This is a genomic window from Bradyrhizobium liaoningense, assembly GCF_018130955.1.
Lineage (GTDB): Bacteria > Pseudomonadota > Alphaproteobacteria > Rhizobiales > Xanthobacteraceae > Bradyrhizobium > Bradyrhizobium liaoningense_C.
Genome location: NZ_JAFCJM010000004.1, coordinates 138,322 through 161,724, shown reverse-complemented (window position 1 = coordinate 161,724; position 23,403 = coordinate 138,322). Strand labels below are relative to the sequence as shown.

Annotated in this window: 18 protein-coding genes and 1 tRNA gene; 7 read left to right on the top strand and 12 right to left on the bottom strand. The window is 62.8% G+C overall.

The annotated features are described in order from the left end of the window. Positions 1-2,409 carry a TonB-dependent siderophore receptor gene (locus JQ632_RS04975; RefSeq protein WP_212401167.1) on the bottom strand — a complete coding sequence of 803 codons (2,409 nt, stop codon included), beginning with the start codon at positions 2,407-2,409 and terminating at the stop codon, positions 1-3. Between the two features lie 232 nt (positions 2,410-2,641). Further along, positions 2,642-2,881 (bottom strand): hypothetical protein, encoded by a 240-nt coding sequence (locus JQ632_RS04970; protein WP_212401246.1) that lies wholly within the window; start codon positions 2,879-2,881, stop codon positions 2,642-2,644. A 347-nt stretch (positions 2,882-3,228) separates the two neighbouring features. On the opposite strand from JQ632_RS04970, the gene JQ632_RS04965 reads away from it, so the two are divergent. The 3 genes from JQ632_RS04965 to JQ632_RS04955 are packed head-to-tail and all read left to right on the top strand — an operon-like array spanning position 3,229 to position 8,151. Further along, positions 3,229-4,401 carry an efflux RND transporter periplasmic adaptor subunit gene (locus JQ632_RS04965; RefSeq protein ID WP_212401166.1) on the top strand — a complete coding sequence of 391 codons (1,173 nt, stop codon included), beginning with the start codon at positions 3,229-3,231 and terminating at the stop codon, positions 4,399-4,401. Then, entirely contained in the window at positions 4,398-7,544 is a 3,147-nt protein-coding gene (locus tag JQ632_RS04960; protein WP_212401165.1) for a multidrug efflux RND transporter permease subunit, read from the top strand. The genes JQ632_RS04965 and JQ632_RS04960 overlap by 4 nt, the downstream gene beginning before the upstream one ends. A 46-nt stretch (positions 7,545-7,590) precedes the next feature. Beyond that, entirely contained in the window at positions 7,591-8,151 is a 561-nt protein-coding gene (locus JQ632_RS04955) for an invasion associated locus B family protein (protein ID WP_212401164.1), read from the top strand. Positions 8,152-8,161: 10 nt separating this feature from the next. On the opposite strand, the gene JQ632_RS04950 is transcribed toward JQ632_RS04955, so the two are convergent. The 6 genes from JQ632_RS04950 to JQ632_RS04925 all read right to left on the bottom strand — a co-directional run bounded on the left by JQ632_RS04950 (position 8,162) and on the right by JQ632_RS04925 (position 13,463). Next, positions 8,162-8,881 carry an ABC transporter ATP-binding protein gene (locus JQ632_RS04950; protein ID WP_212401163.1) on the bottom strand — a complete coding sequence of 240 codons (720 nt, stop codon included), beginning with the start codon at positions 8,879-8,881 and terminating at the stop codon, positions 8,162-8,164. Then, complete coding sequence (locus tag JQ632_RS04945; RefSeq protein ID WP_212401162.1) at positions 8,878-9,645, bottom strand: ABC transporter ATP-binding protein; 768 nt, start codon at positions 9,643-9,645, stop codon at positions 8,878-8,880. The genes JQ632_RS04950 and JQ632_RS04945 overlap by 4 nt, the downstream gene beginning before the upstream one ends. After that, entirely contained in the window at positions 9,635-10,618 is a 984-nt protein-coding gene (locus tag JQ632_RS04940; protein ID WP_249151389.1) for a branched-chain amino acid ABC transporter permease, read from the bottom strand. The genes JQ632_RS04945 and JQ632_RS04940 overlap by 11 nt, the downstream gene beginning before the upstream one ends. Beyond that, positions 10,618-11,481 (bottom strand): branched-chain amino acid ABC transporter permease, encoded by an 864-nt coding sequence (locus JQ632_RS04935; RefSeq protein WP_212401161.1) that lies wholly within the window; start codon positions 11,479-11,481, stop codon positions 10,618-10,620. Before JQ632_RS04935 ends, JQ632_RS04940 begins: the two co-directional genes overlap by 1 nt. A gap of 67 nt (positions 11,482-11,548) precedes the next feature. Next, positions 11,549-12,802 carry an ABC transporter substrate-binding protein gene (locus JQ632_RS04930; RefSeq protein WP_212401160.1) on the bottom strand — a complete coding sequence of 418 codons (1,254 nt, stop codon included), beginning with the start codon at positions 12,800-12,802 and terminating at the stop codon, positions 11,549-11,551. Between the two features lie 301 nt (positions 12,803-13,103). After that, positions 13,104-13,463, bottom strand: coding sequence for a DUF1428 domain-containing protein (locus tag JQ632_RS04925; RefSeq protein ID WP_212401159.1), 360 nt, complete (start codon positions 13,461-13,463; stop codon positions 13,104-13,106). 294 nt (positions 13,464-13,757) lie between these two features. Here JQ632_RS04925 and JQ632_RS04920 point away from each other — a divergent pair. Then, positions 13,758-13,831: transfer RNA gene (locus JQ632_RS04920), tRNA-Gln, on the top strand. Positions 13,832-13,837: 6 nt separating this feature from the next. On the opposite strand, the gene iolE is transcribed toward JQ632_RS04920, so the two are convergent. From iolE to JQ632_RS04900, 4 genes are all read right to left on the bottom strand, one after another. Beyond that, positions 13,838-14,734, bottom strand: coding sequence for a myo-inosose-2 dehydratase (gene iolE, locus JQ632_RS04915; protein WP_212401158.1), 897 nt, complete (start codon positions 14,732-14,734; stop codon positions 13,838-13,840). Between the two features lie 9 nt (positions 14,735-14,743). Continuing rightward, the gene (gene iolD / locus JQ632_RS04910) at positions 14,744-16,576 is read right to left on the bottom strand and encodes a 3D-(3,5/4)-trihydroxycyclohexane-1,2-dione acylhydrolase (decyclizing) (protein ID WP_212401157.1); all 1,833 of its coding nucleotides are present in this window, start codon (positions 16,574-16,576) and stop codon (positions 14,744-14,746) included. A 122-nt stretch (positions 16,577-16,698) separates the two neighbouring features. Next, complete coding sequence (gene iolG / locus JQ632_RS04905; protein ID WP_212401156.1) at positions 16,699-17,685, bottom strand: inositol 2-dehydrogenase; 987 nt, start codon at positions 17,683-17,685, stop codon at positions 16,699-16,701. A 757-nt stretch (positions 17,686-18,442) separates the two neighbouring features. After that, on the bottom strand, positions 18,443-18,787 hold the full coding sequence (locus tag JQ632_RS04900; protein ID WP_212401155.1) for a hypothetical protein: 345 nt from the start codon (positions 18,785-18,787) through the stop codon (positions 18,443-18,445). A 520-nt stretch (positions 18,788-19,307) separates the two neighbouring features. Between JQ632_RS04900 and JQ632_RS04895 the strand changes: the two genes are divergently transcribed. The 3 genes from JQ632_RS04895 to JQ632_RS04885 are packed head-to-tail and all read left to right on the top strand — an operon-like array spanning position 19,308 to position 23,341. Continuing rightward, entirely contained in the window at positions 19,308-21,329 is a 2,022-nt protein-coding gene (locus tag JQ632_RS04895; RefSeq protein ID WP_212401154.1) for a BTAD domain-containing putative transcriptional regulator, read from the top strand. Between the two features lie 42 nt (positions 21,330-21,371). Beyond that, positions 21,372-22,322: a phosphatase PAP2 family protein gene (locus tag JQ632_RS04890; protein WP_212401153.1), complete on the top strand. Its 951-nt coding sequence runs from the start codon at positions 21,372-21,374 to the stop codon at positions 22,320-22,322. Between the two features lie 32 nt (positions 22,323-22,354). Then, positions 22,355-23,341, top strand: a complete 987-nt coding sequence (locus JQ632_RS04885; RefSeq protein WP_212401152.1) for a G1 family glutamic endopeptidase — start codon at positions 22,355-22,357, stop codon at positions 23,339-23,341. Positions 23,342-23,403 lie beyond the last annotated feature (62 nt).

Genomic DNA, 23,403 nt, shown 5'->3' with positions numbered 1-23,403 from the left:
TCAGAACTTCGCGGTGGTGACGACGTAGAACGCCCGCCCTGGCGCGACCGCGACGAATGGCGTCGCGCTGCGATAGAGCGTGTCGTAATAGAGCTTGTTGGTGAGGTTTTGCGCGTAGAACTTCATGGTCCAGTTCTTGTCGATCTTCTTCTCGACGAACGCATCGAAGCGCCAGTAGCTCGGGATCAGCGTACCGGTGTTGGCGCCGAAGGTGCCGCCAAACACCTTCGAGCGGAACACCGCCTGGCCGCCGACCTCCCAATCGCCGTCGAACTTGTACTTGGAGAGCAGGCTGAACGATTGGTGCGCGACGTTGGCGAGCGGCAGGCCGATATTGGAGGCAGTGTAGCTCTTCGTCACCTGCGACTGCATCAGCACGATGCCACCGAACATGCTCCAACGATCGGTCAGATTGCCGCTGGCCTCGATGTCGATACCGCGAATCTTGTAGGCCGCGCCGGACGTCAGGTTGCCGGCGACCGTCTCGCGGGCATTGTCCTTCTCGGTCTGGAACAGCGCACCGCTCACCAACAGGTGACGATCGAACAGCTCCCATTTGGTGCCGACCTCCGCGGCCTTGTTGCGCTCGGGCCCGAGGACGACGCCGCCCGGGACAGCTCCGCCGTAATCTGCCGCGGTGCCGTCGAGTTCGGAGCCGAACGGATTGGTTGAGGTCGCGTAGGCAGCGTAGAGGCTTCCGATCGGCACCGGCTTGAAGACGATGCCGCCGTTGTAGTTGACGAAATCCGAGTTCACCGTGGACGATTTCGCAGCAACCGATGACTTCAGGTCGTAGCCGTCATAGCGAATGCCGCCGTTCACGATGATCTTGTCCTCCCAATTCGCGGTATCGAGGACATAGACGGCCTTGCTGTCGACATCGTACCGGGTCGGATCGCCGGTCAGCACGGGGTAGAACGGGCCGGGGGTGAATGTGTAGCCCGGCGAATAGATGTTCTGGAGCGTCAAAGCGCCATTGCTGTTGAACCCGGTGCCGAATGCCTCCGATGAAAGGCCGGTGTAGCGGCCGATCCCGACGCGCTCATTGGCGACTTCCAGCCCGACCACGGCCGTGTGCTTGACCGATCCGGTATCGAACTTGAAGGTGGCGTCTTCCTGGTTCGCCCAGACGTCGACCCACTGGTTGCGGCTCTGTGCGCTCGCCGTGAACGTCCAGAGCAAGGGATTGGGGCTGGTCGTATTCGGCTGCTGCGGCAGCGTGCCGATATAGGCCAGCAGCGAGTGCTCGCCGCGGGTCCGGCTGTTCAGCGTGATGTTGTCGGTGGGCTTATACTCGAGCGTGAGCGTGCCAAAATCCTGCCGCGCGGTCTGCCAGTCGCGGTTGATAAAGCCGTACCAGTTCTGGCGCGGGATGCCGGCCTCGGTGACGGGCACGTTGCCCTGCTTGTACCAGGGCACGCCGAAATCAGGCAGGCCGCTGAGGTCGGTGTGGACGTAGTTCGTGGTGAGCTTGAAGTCGGTGGTCGGCGAGTACTTCGTGGAGATGAAGGTGCCCCAGCGATTGTCGGTGACGTAGTTGCGCCCCGCCACGTTGGCGTCCTGGAACATGCCGCCGGTGCGCACCGAGAAGGTCGGATTGATCACCTGGTTGGTGTCGATCGTGACGCGCTTGGTCATGTCGGTGCCGAACGTGGTCTCGGCATTGGTGAAATTGTAGTCGGCCGCCTGCTTGGTCACGATGTTGATCGCGCCGCCTGCGGTGCCGCGGCCTGCGTAGGACGAGGCCGGGCCGCGCAAAATCTCGATCTGCTCGGTGAAGAAGTTTTCGCGGATCGAGACCGCGGGATCGCGAATGCCGTCGACGAACACGTCGTTGCGCGCATCGAAGCCGCGGATGAAGAAGCGGTCGCCGAACGCGTTGCCGCCCTCACCCGAGCCCAGCGTCACGCCCGCGGTGGAGCGTCCGATCTCCTTCAGGGTGGTGATGTTCTTGTCCGCCAGCACTTCCTTGCTGAGCACGGTGATGGTCTTCGGCGTGTTGAGCAGCGGCTCGGGAAACTTTCCCGATGCCTGCACGCGATCGACCTTGTAGGGCGCAACGGGATCGGCATACGGGTTGCGATCGGCCGGCAGGCCGCCGGCGTTGGGAAACGGCACCGGCGCCTGCGTCGTCTGCTGACGCTGGGCCGCGCGCCTGAGCGCGTTGCGCGCGCGAATCTGCTCCGCCGACGGTTTTGAGGCGGCAGGACGCGGACGTTCGACCGGCGCGTCGACCGCGACCGGCGGCAGATTCGATTGCTGCGCTTCCGCAGTACCCGAGAACGACGCCACCGCGATCAGGCCGGCAAAAGCCGATACGGCCTTTGCGGATCCTGCGTCGAATTTTTCATCCAGCAACTCGAACGTCGCGATCGAACGCAGCGACTTCGGTGCAACTGCCTGCCCCATTTCAACACGCCCCAATTTTCAAGTCGCTCGTGCGTCCCACTTGCAACGAGCGTTGGGCGTTGGTTATCGACCGCAAAAAGTCGGGTCAACGCAAAGGGGCTGCGAATATTCTTGAATCGATCCAGATCAAAACGATTCTAAAACAGTAGTTTGAAACCGTTCTAAACTATCGTTTGTAAGCATTCTAAACTGCAAGACAGCGCGCGCCTGCAAAGCAGAATGCACGAGCTGATCAATCACTGCTCGGCGGCTTCATCAGCGAAAACAACTCGTCCACGGTCTGCCGCGCAGCCGATCGCACGCGATCGCTGTTGTCGAGGCCCGCGATGTTGACGCCGTTGACGACCGCTCTGATCTCGTCGCGGAAGTCGGTGAGAAAGGCGAGAGGATCGCGTTGCTCATTGGCGACGCGCGCGATCAGTCCTGTGATCAGAATCTGACACGCGATCATCTTGCCGTTCAGTTCATCCATCATGCGCTCCCGAATTTGCGGGCGCTGATATGGACGACGTCCATTCCCCTGACAACCGAAACGCCGGGCCTGCAGTTTAGAACCGTTCGCGACAGTCCGATTTGCGCGGCCACGGCAATGCTCGGTCAGCGGGCATCGCAACACCCATGCACGCTGATCGACCTGTGCGCCGCGATGCCCTTCCGGAGGGGCTTCCGGAATGGCCGCAAAGCTTTCCAATTGTTTAGGATTCTCAACTGATAGTGCTGTTTACACTGGAACTTGGCGTGTAATATACAAGCTCGCGCTGAACGCTTTCAAAGCCATAGTATTATCCCTTTGGGCAGGCGAGCCAATACGAAGCCGACATGAAGAAGTCACGGCCGATCCTCTGGATTTTGATCATCGCAGCCGTGGCCTTGGCGGGCTATTTTGGCTGGCAGCGGTTCCTCCCTCCCGAAGCGGCAAAGACCCAGACCGCGCAAAAAGGCCCGCCCCGGGCACCCCCGGTCCCGGTCAGCGTGTCGCCGGTCCAGAAGGCCGATTTCCCTGTCTATCTGACCGGGCTCGGCACGGCCCAGGGCTTCAACACCGTCCAGGTCCGGACGCGGGTCGACGGCCAGATCGACAAGATCGCGTTTACGGAAGGCCAGATCGTCAAGCAGGGTGAGCTTCTGGTCTCGATCGATCCCCGGCCCTATCAGGCCGCGCTCGATCAGGCCAAGGCCAAGAAGGCGCAGGACGAGGCCAATCTCGCCAACGCCAATCTCGAGCTCCAGCGCGCCATGAAGCTCGGCGAATTCGCGACCGCGCAGCGGGTCGATACCCAGCGCTCGACCGTCGCCCAGCTCACCGCCCAGATCGCGGCCGACGAAGCCGCCATCACCAACGCCCAGACCCAGCTCGACTATACGCAGATCACGGCGCCGATCGCCGGCGTCGCCGGCCTGCGCCAGGTCGACATCGGCAACATCGTCAACGCGTCCAGCCAGACGGCAATGGTGACCATCGCGCAGATCGAGCCCATTGCGGTGATCTTCACGGCGCCGGAGGACCAGCTGCCCTATATCAGCGAGGGCCAGAAGATTGCTCCGCTCAAGGTCATCGCCTTGACCACCGACGGCAAGAAGAAGCTCGCCGAGGGCCAGCTCGCCGTCGTCAACAATCAGGTCGACACGACAAGCGGGACTATTCGGCTCAAGGCGGTGTTCGACAACAAGGACCGCAGTTTGTGGCCGGGACAGTCGGTATCGACGCGCCTTTTGATGCGGACGATCAAGGATGCGGTCGTGGTCCCGGATGACGCGGTCCAGCATTCGACCAACGGTCTCTATGCCTATACCGTCAACCAGGAGAACAAGGCCGAGCTTCGCAAGGTCAAGGTCAGCTACTCCATCGACGGCCGCTCGGTGATCGAGGAAGGCCTTAGTCCGGGACAACAGGTGATCACGGGCGGCCAGTTCAGGGTGCAGCCCGGCAGCCTGGTCTCGACGGCGGTCGCAAGCTCCGATCCGGGGCAGAGCAAGGTCCGACAGGAATGAACGGCGGCGGAATTTCGGCACCTTTCATTCGCTATCCCATCGGCACCTCGCTGCTGATGGCCGGCATCCTCTTTGTCGGTCTGGTTGCCTATCCGCTACTGCCCGTCGCGCCCCTGCCCCAGGTCGACTTCCCGACCATCCAGATCACCGCGAACCTGCCCGGTGGCAGCCCCGAGACCATGGCCTCCTCCGTGGCGCAGCCGCTGGAACGTCAGTTCGCCCAGATTCCCGGCATCGCCCAGATGACCTCGACGAGCTATCTGGGCACCGCGTCGATCACCATTCAGTTCGACCTCAACCGCAACATCGACGGTGCGGCCAACGACGTTCAGGGCGCAATCAACGCCGCCAGTGGCCAGTTGCCGAAGAACCTGCCGTCGCCGCCGACCTATCGCAAGGTCAACCCGGCGGACTCGCCGATCCTGCTGCTGTCGGCGACCTCGGAGACGCTGCCGCTGACCACCGTCAGCGATGCCGTCGACGCCCAGCTCGCCCAGCAGATCAGCCAGATCTCCGGCGTGGCGCAGGTCTTCATCGGAGGTCAGCAGAAGCCGGCCATCCGCGTCCAGGTCGATCCGGCGAAGCTCGTCGCCAAGGGCCTGTCGCTGGAAGACGTGCGCAGCCAGATCGCCATCTCCACTGTCGACGCGCCCAAGGGCAATATCGACGGCGAGCGGCGCGCCTATACGATCTACGCCAACGACCAGCTCACCCAGTCCAAGGACTGGAACGACGTCATCATCGCCTACCGCAACGGCGGTCCGTTGCGCATCCGCGACATCGGTCAGGCGGTCACCGGCCCGGAAGACGCCAAGCAGGCGGCCTGGGCAAACGGCAAGCGCGGCGTCTTCCTGGTGATCTTCAAGCAACCCGGCGCCAACGTCATCGAGACCGTCGACCGCATCAAGGCCACCTTGCCGCGGCTGGTGGCGGCAATCCCGCCTGCGATCAAGATCGAGCTGATCAGCGACCGCACCCAGACGATCCGCGCCGCGGTCGAGGACGTCCAGTTCACGCTGCTGCTTACGATCATGCTCGTGGTGGCCGTGATCTTCGTCTTCCTGCGCAGCTTCTGGGCGACCGTGATCCCGGCCATCACCGTGCCCCTGGCGCTGCTCGGCGCCTGCGCGCTGATGTGGGTGTGGGGCTACACGCTCGACAATCTGTCGCTGATGGCGCTCACGATTGCGGTCGGCTTCGTGGTCGACGACGCCATCGTGATGCTCGAAAACATCACGCGCTACGTCGAGCAAGGCGAATCGCCGATGGCCGCCGCCTACAAGGGCGCCAAGGAAATCGGCTTCACGATCGTCTCCATCAGCGTGTCGCTGGTGGCGGTGCTGATCCCGCTCCTGCTGATGGGCGGCATCATCGGGCGCCTGTTCCGCGAATTCGCGGTCGTGCTGGCGATGACCATCTTCGTCTCGATGATCGTCTCGCTGACCCTGACGCCGATGATGGCCTCGCGCTTCCTACGCGCCCATGGCGAGGTCAGGCATGGCCGCGTCTACGCGTGGAGCGAACGCGGCTTCGACGCGATGCTGCGCGGCTATGAATATGTCCTCGACATCGCGCTGATCTGGCGTCGCACCACGCTGCTCATCTTCTTTGCGACGCTCGGGCTGTCGGTCTACCTCTTCGTCCTGATCCCCAAGGGCTTCTTCCCGCAGCAGGACAACGGCCTGATCACCGCGACCTCGGAGGCTTCCCAGGACATTTCCTTCGAGGCCATGAAGGGCAAGCAGGAAGCTCTCGCCAAGATCATCATGGCTGACCCTGACGTCGCCACCGTCGCCATGGCGATCGGCGGCAGCGGCCGCGCCGGCAACAATGGCAATATCTTCATCACCTTGAAGCCGCGCAACGAGCGCGAGGCCTCCGCACAGCAGATTATCGCCCGCCTGCGCCCGAAGGTCGAGAAGGTCGAGGGCGCCCGCCTCTTCATGCAGGCGGCGCAGGACGTCCGGCTCGGCGGCCGGCCGACCCGCACCCAGTTCGAGTTCACGCTCCAGGATTCCGATCTTGCCGAGCTCAACGAGTGGGCGCCGAAGATTCTGGCCAAGATGCAGACGCTGCCGCAGTTGCGCGACGTCGCCACCGACCAGCAGACCCAGGGCACGACGCTGCAGCTCAGGATCAACCGCGACACCGCCTCACGTTACGGCATCCAGCCGCAGCTGATCGACGACACGCTCTACGACGCCTTCGGCCAGCGCCAGGTCACGCAGTATTTCACCCAGCTCAACACCTACAAGATCATCCTGGAGATCCTGCCCGAGCTGCAGGGCAATCTCGACACGCTCAACAAGCTCTACGTGAAGTCGCCATTGACCGGCGAGCAGGTGCCGCTGTCGACCTTCGCGACCTGGACGACCGATCCGGTGCGCCCGCTCTCGATCAGCCACCAGGGCCAGTTCCCGGCGATCACGATCAGCTTCAACCTCGCGCAGGGCGTCGCCCTCGGCCAGGCCACCGAGGCGGTGCAGAAGGCAATGGCCGACCTCGGCGCGCCGGCCACGCTCAATTCGAGCTTCCAGGGCACCGCACAGGCGTTCCAGCAGTCGCTCGGCACGGTGCCGCTGTTGATCCTGGCCGCGCTGGTCGTGGTCTATCTGATCCTCGGCATCCTCTACGAAAGCTACATCCACCCGATCACGATTCTCTCGACGCTGCCTTCGGCCGGTGTCGGCGCACTCGCGATCCTGATGGCGGCCGGCTACGACTTCAGCCTGATCGCGCTGATCGGCATCATCCTCCTGATCGGCATCGTGAAGAAGAACGGCATCATGATGGTCGACTTCGCCATCGCCGCCGAACGCGACGAGCACAAATCGCCGGAAGAATCGATTCGCCAGGCGGCGATCCTGCGCTTCCGCCCCATCATGATGACGACGATGGCCGCGCTGCTCGGCGGCGTGCCGCTGATGCTCGGTCACGGCACCGGCGCCGAAATCCGCCAGCCGCTCGGCTACGCCATGGTCGGCGGCCTGTTCGTCAGCCAGGCGCTCACTTTGTTCACGACCCCGGTCGTCTATCTCTATCTCGACAAGTTCTCCAACATGTTCTCGAGCTGGGGCCGCGGCTCCGACGGCACCGAGCACGCGACGGCCGAGCGCAGCACCGTCAAGGAAGCCGCCGAGTAGGTCTTTGCGGCAATCCTTCCCCCCTTCCAGCAATCAGCGTTGATCCATGCACATGCAATCCAAGTTCGCAGCTCTCGTTGCCGCCGGCCTGCTCGTCACCGGCACCGCTCACGCCCAACAGAAGCAGAAGGCGGCGCCTGCGCCGGCCGCGACGCCTGCTCCCGCCCCGCAGCAACAGGGCGAGGCTGCGCCCGCCCCGCAACCTGGCTGGGCCGCGCGCTGCTCCAGCGTCAGCCGCGACGCCCCGCTCGAATGCGCGATCGAGCAGAACGCGGTCCTGACCAAGACCGGACAGCTCATCGTGCTCATCAACATCCGCGTCCCCGCCGACACCCGCGTGCCCGTCGCGCTCGTCCAGTTGCCGCTCGGGCTCAACCTGCCGGCCGGCGCAAAACTCCAGGTCGATGAGGGCAAGGCCATCGACCTGCAGGTCCAGACCTGCGAGAACCGCGGCTGCTATGCCTCGACGCCGATCTCGGCCGAGCTGCTCGCGAGCCTGAATTCGGGCAAGCAGTTGAAGGTCTCCTTCCAGAACATGGCCAAGGAGACGATCGCCATTCCGATGCCACTGACCGACTTTGCGGCGGCCTACGACAAAATCAAGTAACGGAAATCCATCACCCCACGCCCAGATAGGCCTTCTGCACCTGGGGATCCTGGGCCAGCGCCGCTGCCGTGCCCGACAGCACGCTCTTGCCGACCTGGAGCACGGTTGCGAAGTCGGAGACCTCGAGCGCGAGCTCGATCGACTGTTCGGCGAGCAGGATGGTCAGGCCCTCGCGGTGCAGGCGGCCGAAAGTTTCGTACATGGACTCGACGACCGCAGGCGCAAGGCCGAGCGACGGCTCATCCAGCATCAAGAGCTTCGGATCGCTCATCAGCGCGCGGCCGACCGCGAGCATCTGCCGCTCGCCGCCGGACATGGTGCCGGCGCGCTGGCTGCGGCGCTCCTTCAGTTTTGGAAAAATCTCGTAGACGCGTTCGAGCAGGGAGGCCTTGCGCGACTTGTCGTGCAAGGGCGTGGCGCCGAGCAGGAGGTTGTTCTCGACACTCTGCTGCACGAACAGCCGCCAGCCCTCCGGCGACAGCGCGAGCCCCTTGCGCACGATCACAAATGCGTTTTGGCCGGCGATCTCCTCGCCGCGAAAGCTGATCGCGCCGGAATGCACGGGGATCAGCCCCGCGATCGCGTTCAGCGTGGTGGTCTTGCCGCCGCCATTGGAACCGAGCAGCGCGACGACGCTGCCCTCGGGCACCTCCAACGAGACGTCGGACACGCCGATCAGATCGCCGTAGCGCACCTCTAGGTGCTCGATCCTGAGCAACAATCCGCTCATGTGTTGGGCCCGCCCATCAGCTCGATCGGCGCATGTCCGGCAGCGGCCTTTGCCGCGCGCGTGCCGAGATAGGCCGCGATCACGGCCGGGTTGGACGTCACCTCGCGCGGACTGCCGCAAGCAATCTCCTTGCCCTGGTGGAACACCATGACCCGGCTTGCGAGCGACATGATCACTTCCATGATGTGCTCGACGATCACGAGCGTGATGCCGGAGCGGTGGATGTCGCGCACGAGATCGATCGCAAGCTGCACCTCGCGTGCCGTGAGGCCCGCCATGGCCTCATCCAGCAGCAGCACCTTTGGCTCCGTCGCGAGCGCCCGCGCGATCTCCAGCCGCTTGCGGCCGGGCGTGCCGAGCGAACGCGCCGGCGCATCCGCCAGCCGGATCATGCCGACGCGCTCCAGCACCCCGCGCGCTTTCGTCTCCGCTTCGGCGCGGTGGGAGGTGCGCAGGAAGGCACCGATCATGACGTTCTCGAGCACCGTCATGCCCTCAAACGTCTGCGGGACCTGGAAGGTGCGTGCGAGCCCGAGCTCTGCGCGCCCTTCCGGCGGAAGATCGGTGATGTCGCGCCCCTCGAACAACACCCGGCCCGCAGTGGCCTGGAGATCGCCGGTGAGGCAGTTGAAGAAGGTGGACTTGCCGGCACCGTTGGGGCCGATCAGGCCGAGGATGTCGCCCTGCTCCAGCGTGACGGAAGCATCATCCACCGCCTTGAAACTGCCGAACGCCTTTGTGATGCCGCGTGCCTCAAGGAGCATGGCCCGCTCCTTCCGCGCGCGCCGGCTTCCTGTCCTTGCCGACGGTGCGGTTGATCAGGCTCAAAATGCCGCCGGGTTGGAAGCGCGCGATCAAGAGGATGATCGCGCCATAGACCACGAAGGTGAGCCCTGCCCCTTTGCCGCCAAGCCAGGAGTTGGAAATCTCTTCCAGCGGCACCAGGATCGCGGCCCCCACCACCGGCCCGAACAGCAGGCCTGCGCCGCCAAGCGCGGCCATGATCAAGATCTTCACCGAAATCAAGATGCCGAGGCCGGACTCCGGATCGACGAAGCCGACCATCATCGCATAGAGCGCGCCGGCGACGCTGGTCAGCGCCGCGCTCAGCATGAAGGCGTAGAGTTTTGTGCGGCTTGCGGGCGCGCCGAGCGAGCGCGCGGCGCGCTCGGAATCCTTGATCGCGCGCAGGTAAAATCCCATCCGGCTGTTCGTCATCCACCAGGTGATGAGCAGCGTGATCACGAGCACGCCGAGGAAGAGATAATAGTACGGCAGCGAGGAGATGAAGGAGAGATCGAACACGTTGCGCGCGACCGTCGGCCCGGAGAGGCCGACGGCGGCGCCGAGCCATTCGGTGTTGGTGACGATCAGCCGCATGGTCTCGGCGACCGCGATCGTCGCCATGCTGAAATAGTGGCCGGACAGCCGCAGCGTCGGCACGCCGATGATCGCAGCCAGCGCCACCGCAATCACGATGCCGCCGGGAATGCCGAACAGCGGCGACAGGCCGAATTTTGCGTAGGAGCCCATCGCGGCATAGGCGCCGCAGCCGAAGAACACGACGTGCCCGACCGAGACCTGCCCGGCATAGCCGCCGACGATGTTCCAGGCGGATGCCGCGATCGCATAGAGCAGCACCAGCGCGCCGAGGCGCTGCTGGAACGGCGAGGCCAGCAGCAAGGGATAGGCGATCGCAAGCGCAAGAAACACCGAAGGCCAGAGCAGACGCCGCATCACATCTTCCCCATCAGGCCCTGTGGCCGGAACCAGAGGAAGAACAGGAACAGCAAGTACACCACGATGTCCTTGTAGACGGCGCCGATGAGATAGCCGGACAAGGACTCGATGACGCCGATCAAGAGGCCCGCAACAAGCGCGCCGGGCACGCTGCCAAAGCCGCCGAGCGAAACCGTGACGAAGGCGACGATGCCGAGCGTCTCGCCGACGGTCGGCACGATGTAGAAGAAATTTGCGATCAGCGCGCCGGCAAGGCCCGTGGCGCCCGCGGCAATCGCCCAGGCGATCGCCTGCATGGTGTCGGGCCGGATGCCCATGAGCTGCGCCGCGGTCGCGTCTTCCGCCACTGCCAGCATTTTTGAGCCGAGCGAGGTGCGGGTCAGCAGAAGGTGCAAGCCGAGCGTCACCAAAAGCGCCACGACGCCGGCCAGCAGCCGCGAGGCCTCGATGCGCAGACCCGCGACCGCATAGGTGCCGCCGACAATGTTTTGCGGCAGCGACTGGAAGTTGGCGCCGAACCACCAGAACACGGAGTAGCGCAGCAAGAGCGCGAGCCCGAAGGTGCCGAGGATCTGCGCCAGCATCGGCCCCTTCATGATGTCGCGGATCAGGCCGAAATAGACGATGACGCCGAGGGTGGCGAGCACCAGCGTCGCCAGCGGCGCGCCGAGGATCGGCCCTCCCCCCATCAAGGTGTAGACCACGAAGGCGACGTACATGCCGAGCATGACGAAGTCGCCATGGGCGAAATTGACGATGTTCATCATGCCCCACACCAGCGTGAGGCCGGATGAAAACAGGGCATAGACGGCGCCCAACAGGAGGCCGCCGACAATCACCTGCACGAGAATGAGAGACATGAGCCGCGCTGCTCTAACCAGGCTTTCCAAGGAAAAAGGCGGGACCCGAGGCCCCGCCTTTATACTATCACCAGCCCTTGTAGGGCAGCATCGGCGCCTTCTCGGCATTGGTCTTTGGCCACACCGAGACGTAGTTCTCGCCGTCCTGAAGCTGGATGATGTAGGCCGAGGCGAGCACGTTCTGGCCCTTGTCGTCGAACTTCACGCCCTGGTAGCCCATGATCAACTGATCCGGCTTGAGGTCGGTCGCCTTCAGTGCCGCCTGGATTTTTGCGGGATCGGTCGAGCCGGCGCGGTCGATCGCGTCGACCAGCACGAAGAAGCCCTGCATCTGGCGGCCGACCGTGTCCTCCATCTCCTCGCCGCTCTTCTTCTTGTACATGTCGGCAACGACCGCGGAGGGCGAGCCGGCAGGACCGACGGCCCAGGCCGAGCGGTTGAACACGCCCTGCGACAGCTTGCCGACCGCCTTGATGAAGGATGGATCGGAATAGCCGGCATCGTCGGCCAGCAGCAGCGGCGGCTTGTAGTCGAGCGACTGCATAGTTTTTGCGAACAGGATCGCATCCGACGTGTAGGAGATCATGAGGACGACGTCGGGTTTCTTCTCCTTGAGCTGAAGCACCTGGGACTGCAAATCGGTGGCGTTCACGGGATAGGCGACGTCGATCACGCCCGCGCGCCCTTTCTCCTTGAAGCCGGTGGCGATGGTGTTGGCGACCGACGAACCATATTCGGTGTTGTCATGCACCAGCGCGATCGCGTCGGTCTTGGCGCCGGCGGCCTTCATGTCGGTGAGGAACTGGTCGTAGATGCGGACGAAATCGGGCGCGATCGGCGTGGTGCGGAAGAACCATTTGAAGCCGCGCTCGGTGAGATTGGCGGCAACCGATTCCGGCGTCAGGAAGGGAATGCCGTATTTCTCGGCGATGGCACTCGCGGTCAGCGTGATGCCGGACTGGTAGGCGCCGAGGATCGCGACCACCTTCTCTTCGGTGATCAGCCGCAGTGCCTGGTTCTGCCCGGTGGCGGGGCTGCCCTGGTTGTCGGCGATGACGAGCTCGACCTTGGCGCCGCTGAGGCCGGCGAGCCCGGCGTTCTTGGCAAGCGGAAGCTTTTCGAGCTCGGGATGGGCGTTGTTGATGATGTCGACGGCGACTTCGAGCGCAGCCTTGGCATGGGCGCCGATCGAGGCCGTGCCGCCGGACATCGGCAGGATGACGCCGATCTTGACGGTCTTGTCCTGCGCTGTGGCAGCTCCCGCCAGCGCAAGCGACATTGCGGCCGCAGAAAGCAGCCCGAGCGCGTGCTTAAATCTCATGAAACGTCTCTCCCCAAGAGTTTCCCCGACCAAGGCTTCGTAAAGCGCGTGAAGGCTGGGCCAGCCACCCGCCTATGTTTTGATTTTTTCGTTTGGCGTCCTGGTGCGACAGGATGGCATGCCAGCCTGGAACCGGCAAGGTGAAATGGCTTTGCACAATGCCGCATTGGAAAGCGGCGATCGAAGGTCGCTGCGCGCAGCAGCGACCTTCATACCCGCAACTAACGATTGCCCGATAGGCAGCACGAGGGATTGCGGGTCCCTATTCCGCCGCGTCCTGTACCGCCGCCAGTTCGCACGGTCACGATGCGACGCGCGCCTGCAGGAACGTGTCAAAGCCGCCGAAGATCATGCGCTTGCCATCGAAGGGCATGTCGCCGCCCTTGAGGCGCGGGTCCTCCATCACCTTCTTCATGATGGCGTCGCGCGCTTCGCGATCACGGTAGACGACCCAGGAAAACACCACGACCTCGTTCTCGGTGGCCATCACGGCACGCGGAAAGGAGGTCAGCGTTCCATAGGGAACGTCGTCGCCGATACATTCGACATAGTCGAGCGCGCCATGCTCCATCCAGACATCGCAGGCCTTGCGCGCGAGCGCCTTGTAGGCGTCGATCTTGTCCTTCGACACGGCGAGCACGAAACCATCGACATAGGGCATGGGGATCTCCTCGGTGAATGCTTCACCCAAGGACGATGCAGGAGCGCGTGGGCCGACACCCGCCGCCGTTTTGAAGATGGGGCAAACCGTCGCGCGATCGCACCGCCTGGCTTCGGCGTGAGCGCGCTCCGAACCGCCCGGTGGACCGCAAAAGTCCCGCCCACCGCGACGCTTGCAAGGCTGGGGGCGAGCGGGTAGAAACCCCTCCACGCCCGAGCCGTGATTTGCGCCAAAAGCGCCGCCGGCCGACGCCGATCACTTCAATAAGATATTGATTTCGTTCGGCAATTCCGTTGGGGAATGGTGTAACGGTAGCACAACAGACTCTGACTCTGTTTGTCTTGGTTCGAATCCAGGTTCCCCAGCCAGACCCGTCAGACGAGGCCGGCTTCGACGGCCGCGGCTTTGAGGGTCTTCAGGCCGAGGGACTGGTATTTGAAGGGGGTACGGATCGCCGGGTCCTGCTCAGCCTCGATGACGATCCATCCATCATAGCCGGCAGCCCTAAGGATCTTGAGAAGCGGTGCGAAATCGACTCCGCCCTCGTCATCACCAGGGACGGTGAAGACGCCGGCGCGTACGCCGTCCATGAAGGACATGCCGCTGTTCCGGACCTGTTGCATGACCGCGGGCCGGACGTTCTTGGCGTGGAAGTGGCTGACCCGGTCGACATGCTTTGCCAGAACCGGCGCAGGGTCCCGTCCGTTTCCTCCGAAATAACAGTGTCCGGCATCGAAGAGCAGCCGCGTCTCAGGACCGGTCGCGGCCATGAAGGCGTCGATCTCCTCGGGTGTTTCGACCACAGTCCCCATGTGGTGATGGTAGACGAGGCTGATGCCTTGCGAAGCTGTGTAGCTCGAGAGCGCCTCGACTTTGGCGCCAAAGGCCTTCATGTCGGCTGGCGACAAGACGGGGCTTTGGGACAGCGGTTGCTGATGTCCCTGAATGCTGTTCGACGTCTCGCAGGCAATGCAGACCGCGCAACCATTGTATTTCAGCTTGTCGAGATGCCGCTGGATTGCCCTCTTCTCGTCCTCAACGGACTGCGCAAGCAGGTTGAGGGAATACCAGCCGGATACGAAGGCCAGACCATGAGAGCCGAGCAACTGCTTCAGCGCTGCCGGATCATCCGGCCAGCGGTGTCCGTTTTCGATGCCGTCGAAGCCGATCTCTGAGGCCTCGCGCAGGATCTGCTCAGTCGGGATATCAGCGCCGAGCGTCTGGTCGTCATCGTTGGCCCAGGCGATGGGATTGGTGCCGAAGCGGATCATGTCTTGTCCTCAGTTCACGAGTCTCTGCTTTGCCGCACCTTCGAGGTAGCGCGCGTAAGCGTCTTTCAACTTGTCGGTGGAGCCCACCTCCGGAACGGCGACGTCCCACCAGTGCCCGGCATCGCCGAAGCCGGGGCCATCGGTCGGGTCGGTCTCAATGACGATGACGGTCGGAACGTCGCGCCCGCGCGCCGAGCCGATCTGCATTTCGAGATCGCCAATGTCTTTCGCCTTAACCGCGACCGCGCCCATGGATGCGGCATGGGCGACGAAGTCGATCCGAGGTTGCTGCTCGACGTTGCAATCCCGGTAGAGGTTGTTGAACGGCTCACCGCCGCTTGCCTGCTGAAGGCGATTGATGCAGCCATAGCCGCTGTTGTCGGTGAGCACGACGGTAAATGGCACCTTGCGCATGACCGCGGTCGCAAGCTCCGAATTGGCCATCATGTAGGAGCCATCGCCCACGAAGCAGATAACCTCCCGCTCTGGACGCGCGAGTTTCAGGCCCATGGCGCCGGCGATCTCGTAACCCATGCAGGAATAGCCGTACTCCATGTGATAACCACCTTGGCTCGGCTGCCAGAGAAGCTTGAGCGCACCGGGCATGGTGCCTGCTGCGCACATCGCAATGGCGTTTTCACCGGTCGCGCGCTGCACGGCGCCAATGACCTGCGCGTCCGTGGGTAGCCCCTCGCCCTTTGGCGCTGCGCAGTGGCGATTGACGGCGGCAAGCCACTCGGTTCGCGAGCTCGCGTCGGGCGCCCGAGCACGATGCCCGCCGAGGACTTCGCTCAACGCAACGAGTGCAACCTTTGCATCGGCGACGAGACCAGCCGCACCGTGCTTGTCTGCGTCGTAACCCTGCACGTTGATGGAGACTAGTCGGCGATCCCTTGCTTCGAAAAGCGACCACGAGCCGGTCGTAAAATCCTGAAAGCGCGTGCCGATGCCGACAACCAGGTCCGCCTTGCGTGCAAGTGCGTTGGCGGCGGCAGAACCGTCGACGCCGGCAGCGCCGAAGTTCATCGGGTGGCCTTGTGCCAGTGCGGACTTGCCCGCCTGGGTTTCGATCACCGGGATCGCATGACGGGTCGCGAAATCGGCAAGTTCCTGCTCCGCATCACTGTAAATGACGCCACCACCAGCCACAATCACCGGATTCCTGGCCGCGCGTATCAGAACCGCCACGTCCTCGAGATCGCGCCGATCGGGGTGCGGCCTGCGGATGCGCCAGACCTTGGGTTCGAAAAAGGCTTCGGGCCAATCATAAGCCTCCGCCTGCACGTCCTGGCAGAAGGAAAGCGTCACCGGGCCGCAGCTCGCCGGATCGACCATCACGCGCAGCGCCCGCGGGAGTGCCGACAGCAATTGCTCGGGTCGCATGATGCGGTCGAAGTAGCGACTGACAGGACGGAAGCAGTCATTGGCCGACACGGTCCCGTCGTCGAAATCCTCGACCTGCTGCAACACAGGGTCGGGTCTGCGATTGGCGAACACGTCGCCGGGAATGAAAAGTATCGGCAGTCGGTTCACATGGGCGAGCGCCGCCGCGGTGACCATGTTGGTCGCGCCAGGCCCGATGGAGGACGTGACGGCCTGTATTTGTCGGCGCTTCTTGGCCTTGGCGTAAGCAATCGCAGCATGTGCCATGGTCTGTTCGTTCTGGCCGCGCCAGGTCGGCAGGCTGTTGCCCGCCTTCTGAAGCGCCTCACCGAGGCCAGCGACGTTGCCGTGGCCAAAAATTGCCCAGACACCATCGACGAAACGCTGGCCATCTTCCGTCAACTGCGAGGACAGCCATTTCACCATGGCCTGTGCCGCTGTCAGCCGAATCGTACCCATGCAGCCTGCTCCCGTGCCGTTTCCCTCAACTGCCCATCGAAAATGCCTACGCAAGGCACCGGCGAGATTTGGGGCGCGGCCAACGTCCGAAATCTGCCACCGCGCATCTTCAACCCACCTCGTCAGACAGGCACCGGAGTTCCGGCCTTGAGCGATGCCGTTGCAGCTTCCGCGACGGCGAGAGCGTCGACGCCATCTTGCAGCGTGACGGGCACGGCCTTGTTGTCAATCACCGCCGAAACAAACGCATCCCACTCGGCGACGTAGGCCCGCATGTAGCGTTCGAGAAAGAATAACTCCGGCTTGGCGCTGGTCACGCCCCCTTTTGTGGATTTGGAGACCGTGTTCTCGAGAACATTTGCGGCCGACAACAGCCCATCAGAGCCGAGCAATTCAACGCGCTGATCGTAACCGTAAACTGCACGACGGCTATTCTTGATCACCGCGATGCGGCCATTGCCGTAAGTCAGCGTCACGACCGCCGTATCGACATCGCCAGCTGCGCCGATATCCGGATCGACGATGGAGCTTCCTGATGCATAAACAGTCTTCGGAAGCTCACCCATGATGAAATTTGCCATATCGAAATCATGGATCATCATGTCGCGGAACAGGCCGCCCGACACCTTTACGTAGGGGATCGGCGGCGGAGCCGGATCGAAAGACGTGATCGACAGGAGTTCGGTCTTGCCGATCTCACCGCGGTCCGCTGCGGCCTTGAGCGCAGCGAAGTTCGGATCGAAGCGACGATTGAACCCGATCATCACGGGACGTCCGGTTGCGCCCGCCGCCTTCAGGCATGCTCGAGCTCGCGCAAGGCTCAAATCAACGGGCTTTTCGCATAGAACCGCTTTGCCGGCCCTGGTCGCCGCTTCGATCAGATCCGAATGCGTGTTGGTTGAAGTGGCGACGAGGACCGCGTCGATGGACGCGTCATCGAGTATTTCATCGTTGCTCGATGCCTTGGCGCCGTATTTGGCGGCGAGCATCGACGCCGCATCGGCATTGACGTCGGAGATCGCCACGAGTCGGCTCCCCGGATGTGAAGAGATGGCCTTGGCATGAACAGCCCCGATACGGCCGGCGCCGAGAAGTCCAACTTTGAGCATTTTTTTCTCCGAAAATTTCGAGCAGAGTGTAGCGGCGGCGCGGAATGCCTCAAGTGCTCGACTTCCCCCGAAGTAAGCGTTTCCACCGCCTATCACGTCCCCTGGCCGGAGCCAAATGGCCCATGCTGTCCTATCTCCGCCGTCGAGGTTGCGATCTGGCGTCGGTATGAGATATCTCTCCCGATTCCCGTCCGCCTCACTTCAACGAGATCGTGATCGCGCTGGGGTTGGCGATGACCTCCATTCCCGCCTTCGAGCCCTGGAGGACGATGGCGACGCCCTTGCGCAAATGGCAGGCCGATTCAGACCACCGCCGCTCTCTCTCAGTCGCTTTGGCGTTTGCCTGCTCAGTCCGCCACTTATCCGATATCTGGCGTAGAACAGCAGCTGGTTCGCCGTGCCGGGCTGCAAAAGGAGTCCTCTTGTCAGACACGGGTAAGCGCCGTGTTCGAAAGTGAACGGTGATTTGCGCATTTGCGCGACAGTTCGGCGCACGCTGTCGGGCATGCGCGCGACGGAATGCAGAGATCCGCGAAATCGCCGCTCCAGCACCTTAAGGCTCTGTACGTTCTGAAGCACAACCAGCGCCACGGCAGCCGCCAACTGAAGCCCTTCGATCGCCTTTGACGGATCGCCTTTCGCTGCGATGGCGGTAACGGCGTCGAAGAGGGACCACGAGTACATCCAGATGACGCCGAAGGCGAACGCTATGATCCATCTCCCGGCGCTATCGAGCATCATGGCGAGTCCTCATGTTTCAGTGTCTCATCTGAGTCTCACCTGGCCCGGGGCCCCCGATGCGAACGACGATTTCGCCCTTGCCGGTCGCGATCATCACCTGACCGTAGTCGTCCTGGGGCGGACTCTCCTCGTAGCGGAGCGAGATCGTGGTGATCTCTTCCTGTGCGCCGCCGCCGAGTTCCTGAGCGTTCACGTCCAGGATCAGTATCTTCGGATTGATGCCCTGCGGAGAGCGCTTGGTCAGCCGCGCGCGCCAGCCATTGGTCGGCACTCGTACATCACCGACCATGACCAGCTTGGGCGGCGCCCCCGGTGCATGGTCGATCCAGGCCTTGAAGGTGTTTCGCAGCAGGACCGGCACGACACATCTTCCTCAGAAGGACTGTGCGATCCTCGAATCTGATCGTGAATGGCGCGTGAATTCGATGCGAGCTCAAGACGCCGCTGCGACGGCCGTCCGGGCTAGCCCCCCACCGATACCGGCGGCCGCGTCGTCCGACCCTGCCCGACCTCGTGCCGCGAACCCCGGCATGTCGGTGAATCCTCGCGAGCCGAACCGACTGCCCCCTCTTTTCCCAGGAATGGGCACAACAGGCGACCGAGGAGCCCCCGTTCACGATCATTTCACGCTGGTCGGCTCGAGTGGGGGCAGCAACCTTGCTCCGCCCAATGACCGCACTTCGGTTATTTCGCAACCATTGACCGCGTCGCAACCCAATATGGACCAATTAGGACCTTTACCCGATCCGACCGGTTGCACTCCCGAGCCGACGTATCGTTGGCTTCGCGGACCGCGGCTAGCCTGCATTCCGCCAAGTCTGGCGTCCCGGAATTTGCTCTCCTACACTGGCGTCGATGATGTCGACGGGAGATGGGACGGGATGTCTGGGGTCGACGATAAGGCGGTTGGCAAAGGCGAAAGCGGCCGTCTGAGACTGAATATTATCGGAACATTTTCTGCGTCCGTGGACGGACACGAGCTCGATCTCAGCCGAAAGGCGCAAGCGCTTCTCGGCTATATGAAGCTCTCCTCCTCAAGGCAGTTGCCGAGGACCAAGTTGGTCGGCCTGCTCTGGAGCGAGAAGGAAGACTCGCTCGCGAAAGGTTCGCTGCGCCAGTCGCTGAGTCAGATCCAGCGCGAATTGAAGGCTTGCGGCTGCAAGCATTTTCACGCAGATCAACTGAACGTAGCACTCGAGATCGAACAGGTGGCGTCTGACGTGGCGGAGATCGTCTCGGACGCCGAGCGCGGTATCGTCCATCCCCTCCTGCTCGCATACGATCGTCTGACGGATCATATTCTCGACGACCTGGAAGGAATCGACCCCGCATTTTCGGACTGGCTTGCGGAGACACGACCGCTGATCCACGAGCGGCTGATCGATGCACTGACAAAGTTACTGCCCGATGAGGTCCAAACAACCGTTTCGGCCGCCGGCGAAACTGCAGCCAAGGCGATCTACCGGCTGGATTGCGAGAACGAGCGGGCCGTACGTGTTCTCATCAAAGGCCACGCGGCCGCTGGAAATATTGGCGCTGCCCTCGCGGTCTATGCACGACTCTGGCGTCAGCTTGAGGATGCCTACGACATCGAACCTCATAAACTCACGCAGGATCTGATTGCCACTCTGCGGCAGCAGCAGCCTGAACCCGTCGCGCGGCCGGTTCAGCCCTCCACGGTGGCACAAGCAGTCGGCTTGGCCGGATTTGCCGCCAGCCGTCCGTCGGTCGCCGTTCTCCCCTTCCGCACGTTATCACCGAATCTGGAGCCTCAATTCACGATCGGTATCGTCGACAGCGTCGTTCAGGCCCTGTCGAGCCTGAAGGAGCTGTTCGTCATTTCCCGTGGCTCGACGATGATCCCGATGTTGCAGACACTGGATCTGCGCGCGATCGGCCGCGATCTCAATGCACAATATCTGCTTCATGGAAGTATTCAGCGCGCCGGCGATCTGATCCGGATCTCGACCGAGCTCGTTGCCACCGAGTCGGTCGAAGTGGTTCGTGCCGACCGTCTCAGCGGAACCGCCGCCGACGTCTTCGACTTGCAGGATCGCATCGCCGTCGAGGTCATACGCTCATTGGCACCGCAAGTTCGCGATCGGGAGCTTCATCGCGCAATGCAGAAAAGACCTGACGATCTGGATTCCTATCAGTTGGCACTGGTCGGCTATGATCAGATGTTCAGTCCGGACTACACGACATTCGTCACGGCGCGAACCAATTTCGAGCGGGCGCATGTCCTCAGCCCAGCCTGGGCGCCGCCCCTGTCCTACAGCGCCATCTGGCACATGCAGCGCGTGGCGCGCGGATGGTCTGCGAATGCATTGAGCGAACTCGACACGGCTCGCGCGCTTGCCGAGCGAGCGCTGGAACGCAACTCGGCCGATCCGCTCGCCAACGTCGTCAGCGGCTACACCTTGTCGCAATGCAAACATGATCATGTCGGCGCACTCAAGCAGCTCAACCGTGCGATCGAGCTCACGCCGAACCTGGCGCTCGCATTCGCATATCGGGCCGCAGTGCATATTCGCTGCGAACTCTACCTGGACGCACTTCGCGATGCGGCGATCAATCTGCGCCTATCACCCAGAGACCGGCACGCGTGGTTCGCGGAGATGATTTCGGCCCAGGCACATTTTGCGATGGAAGATCTCGACGCGGCCATCGAGCACGCAACGCGGGTCGCAGCGCTCCTGCCCAACAACCAGGTGAACCTGCGCATCCTGATCGCCGCACTCATGGAGAGCGGACGCCTTGACGATGCGCAGGCCTATGCCCGGCCGCTCATGAGTGAGGGCGAGATCGACCTGAAATGGATCGCGATATCACCTTGGCCGAAAGCAATCCTGGTGCGCATCGAGACGGCGTTCTCACGGCTGGCGCGTATGCTTCGGCACTGAAACATCAGGACAGGCACGCAGATCGTAACTGAGGAGGTTCACATGGCGGGCGGATACGGTGGCTACGGTGGCTATGGCGGCTATGGAGGGTATGGCGGCTATGGTGGGTATGGAGGATATGGTGGCTCCGGCGGGTCGGGAGGCGCAATGTTCAGCGATCGCGCCGATCTCCCGTTCGCTAGCGACCCCGAAATCGAGTTCGCCAGGTTCAATGCCAACGGCTTTGGCAGCAGGCTCTGGTCGACCCGGTGGTACGCGTGGGTCGTGATGTCCGATCTTGCCCTTAAGGCGGATTGGCTCGAGAGGCTCGGCGGGTTTGCACTCCTCGGCGAGGATCCAGCCCCATGGGAACGGTATCTTGATAGAGACATTGACACGCTGAAGACCATGACAATCCATGAGCGCCCCGGCGCGCTCGATGAGATCGTGTCCGAGGCTGACGAATTCATCAGCAAATTCCTGCACCTCCTGTCCGCAACGGCGACAACGCACCCGGCGACCTCGCGCATGCTGATCGTCGCCGACGCGCTGACGGCGCTGATCACGATGCATTACAAAGCGCATTTCAATCGCCCGCGTCCCTCGCAGGTCGTCCCCGGGCTGTTGACGCCGATCCAGCACAGCGGACACGCATCGTTTCCGAGCGGTCACTCCACCCAGGCTCACGTCTTCGCGGCGCTTCTCACGGAGATCCTTCCGCCGTCACTCGGTATTAAGGCTCCGACGCTGGCAGCCCCCACGAGGACCACGATCGGACAATCGCTTGTCGCCCTTGCTGACAGAGTTGCGCGAAATCGCGAAATCGCCGGCCTTCACTACCCGTCGGATTCCAGCGCCGGCGTGACACTCGCGGCGGCAATCACCGCCAAGATTCTCCTGGACCAGGAATATCTGCCGAAGTTCCAGGGGCTCGTCGAGTTCGCGAGGGCGGAGTGGGCCACCTCTGGTGAATTCCTGATTGCGCCGCCATCGAAGGATGCAAAGGCTCGGTAACAGCGCCCGTTGGCGCCGCATGGGAGCTGGAAATGTCTGAGAATGCTCACTTTAGCCTCTACAAGGAGGTGCCCAAAGGGTTCAATCTCCTGACTGCGTCACGCGACGAGCTCGATGCCTACGGCATTCCGCGAAGACCGGATGCCGATGCCGAGCCGGGCCTGTTCGAGTTCTGGAAAACACTCGTTTCGTCACCCTTCTCGGCGAAGCGACCGACGTTTCGCGACATCCATCCCCCGTCGCTCGGAAGTCCGCTTCAATCGATGCTGAACTGGTCGGGGGCGCTCGTTTCGACACCCTGGCCAAAGCGGTTCTTTTTCGCGGCTGCCGGGTGGACTGCACCGAACGTGAGTCTGCCGTCGGGGCATTTCACACACTCGGACGATGCGAAATCGTTGTTGTGGGTGGGCCTCGACGGCCACAACGGCATGTTGCCGAAGACTTCCCTTCCTCAAATCGGCACCGGCCACTGGCCCAATGGCAAGCCCGCGCACTTTGCGTGGTGGGATTGGTGGCGCAAGCTTCCGGAGCAGGAGGAACTCACGAAGCATTCGCCAAGGCAAGTGATCACGATGATCGACAACCTCGCCATCGATGCTGGTGACAAGATTCTCGCTGGTCTTGCGGTCCTGGCCAGCGAAGACGTTCTGTACTTCATCAAGAACCAGAGCACGGGCGAGTTCCGTTCGTTTCTCGCCAAACGACAGCCTCTCGGGGACATCCGACCGCTCGGATCGTCAGTGGAATGGGTGATGGAGCGGCCGACAGACCCGGACAGCGGCAAGCTATTTCCGCTTCCGGCCTATGAGCCTGTGAACTTCCGGTATTGCCTGGCGCGGGCGGCCGATGGATCGGACGTGCCAGGGCGTGTGATGACGCTCGCGGACAACGCACTCTTGATGCAGATGCGCGAGACCTTCGCAGATCCTTACAGTACCGTCTATATCTCGCGCGCCGCGTTGCGGAAAGATCGGGACGGTTCGATCGGCGTCACATGCACTTTCCATGACCCAACGTGAACGCCCATCGCGCATACCGCGCGATTATCCGACCTGCGCAATACCACACGCTGCGCCCAGCC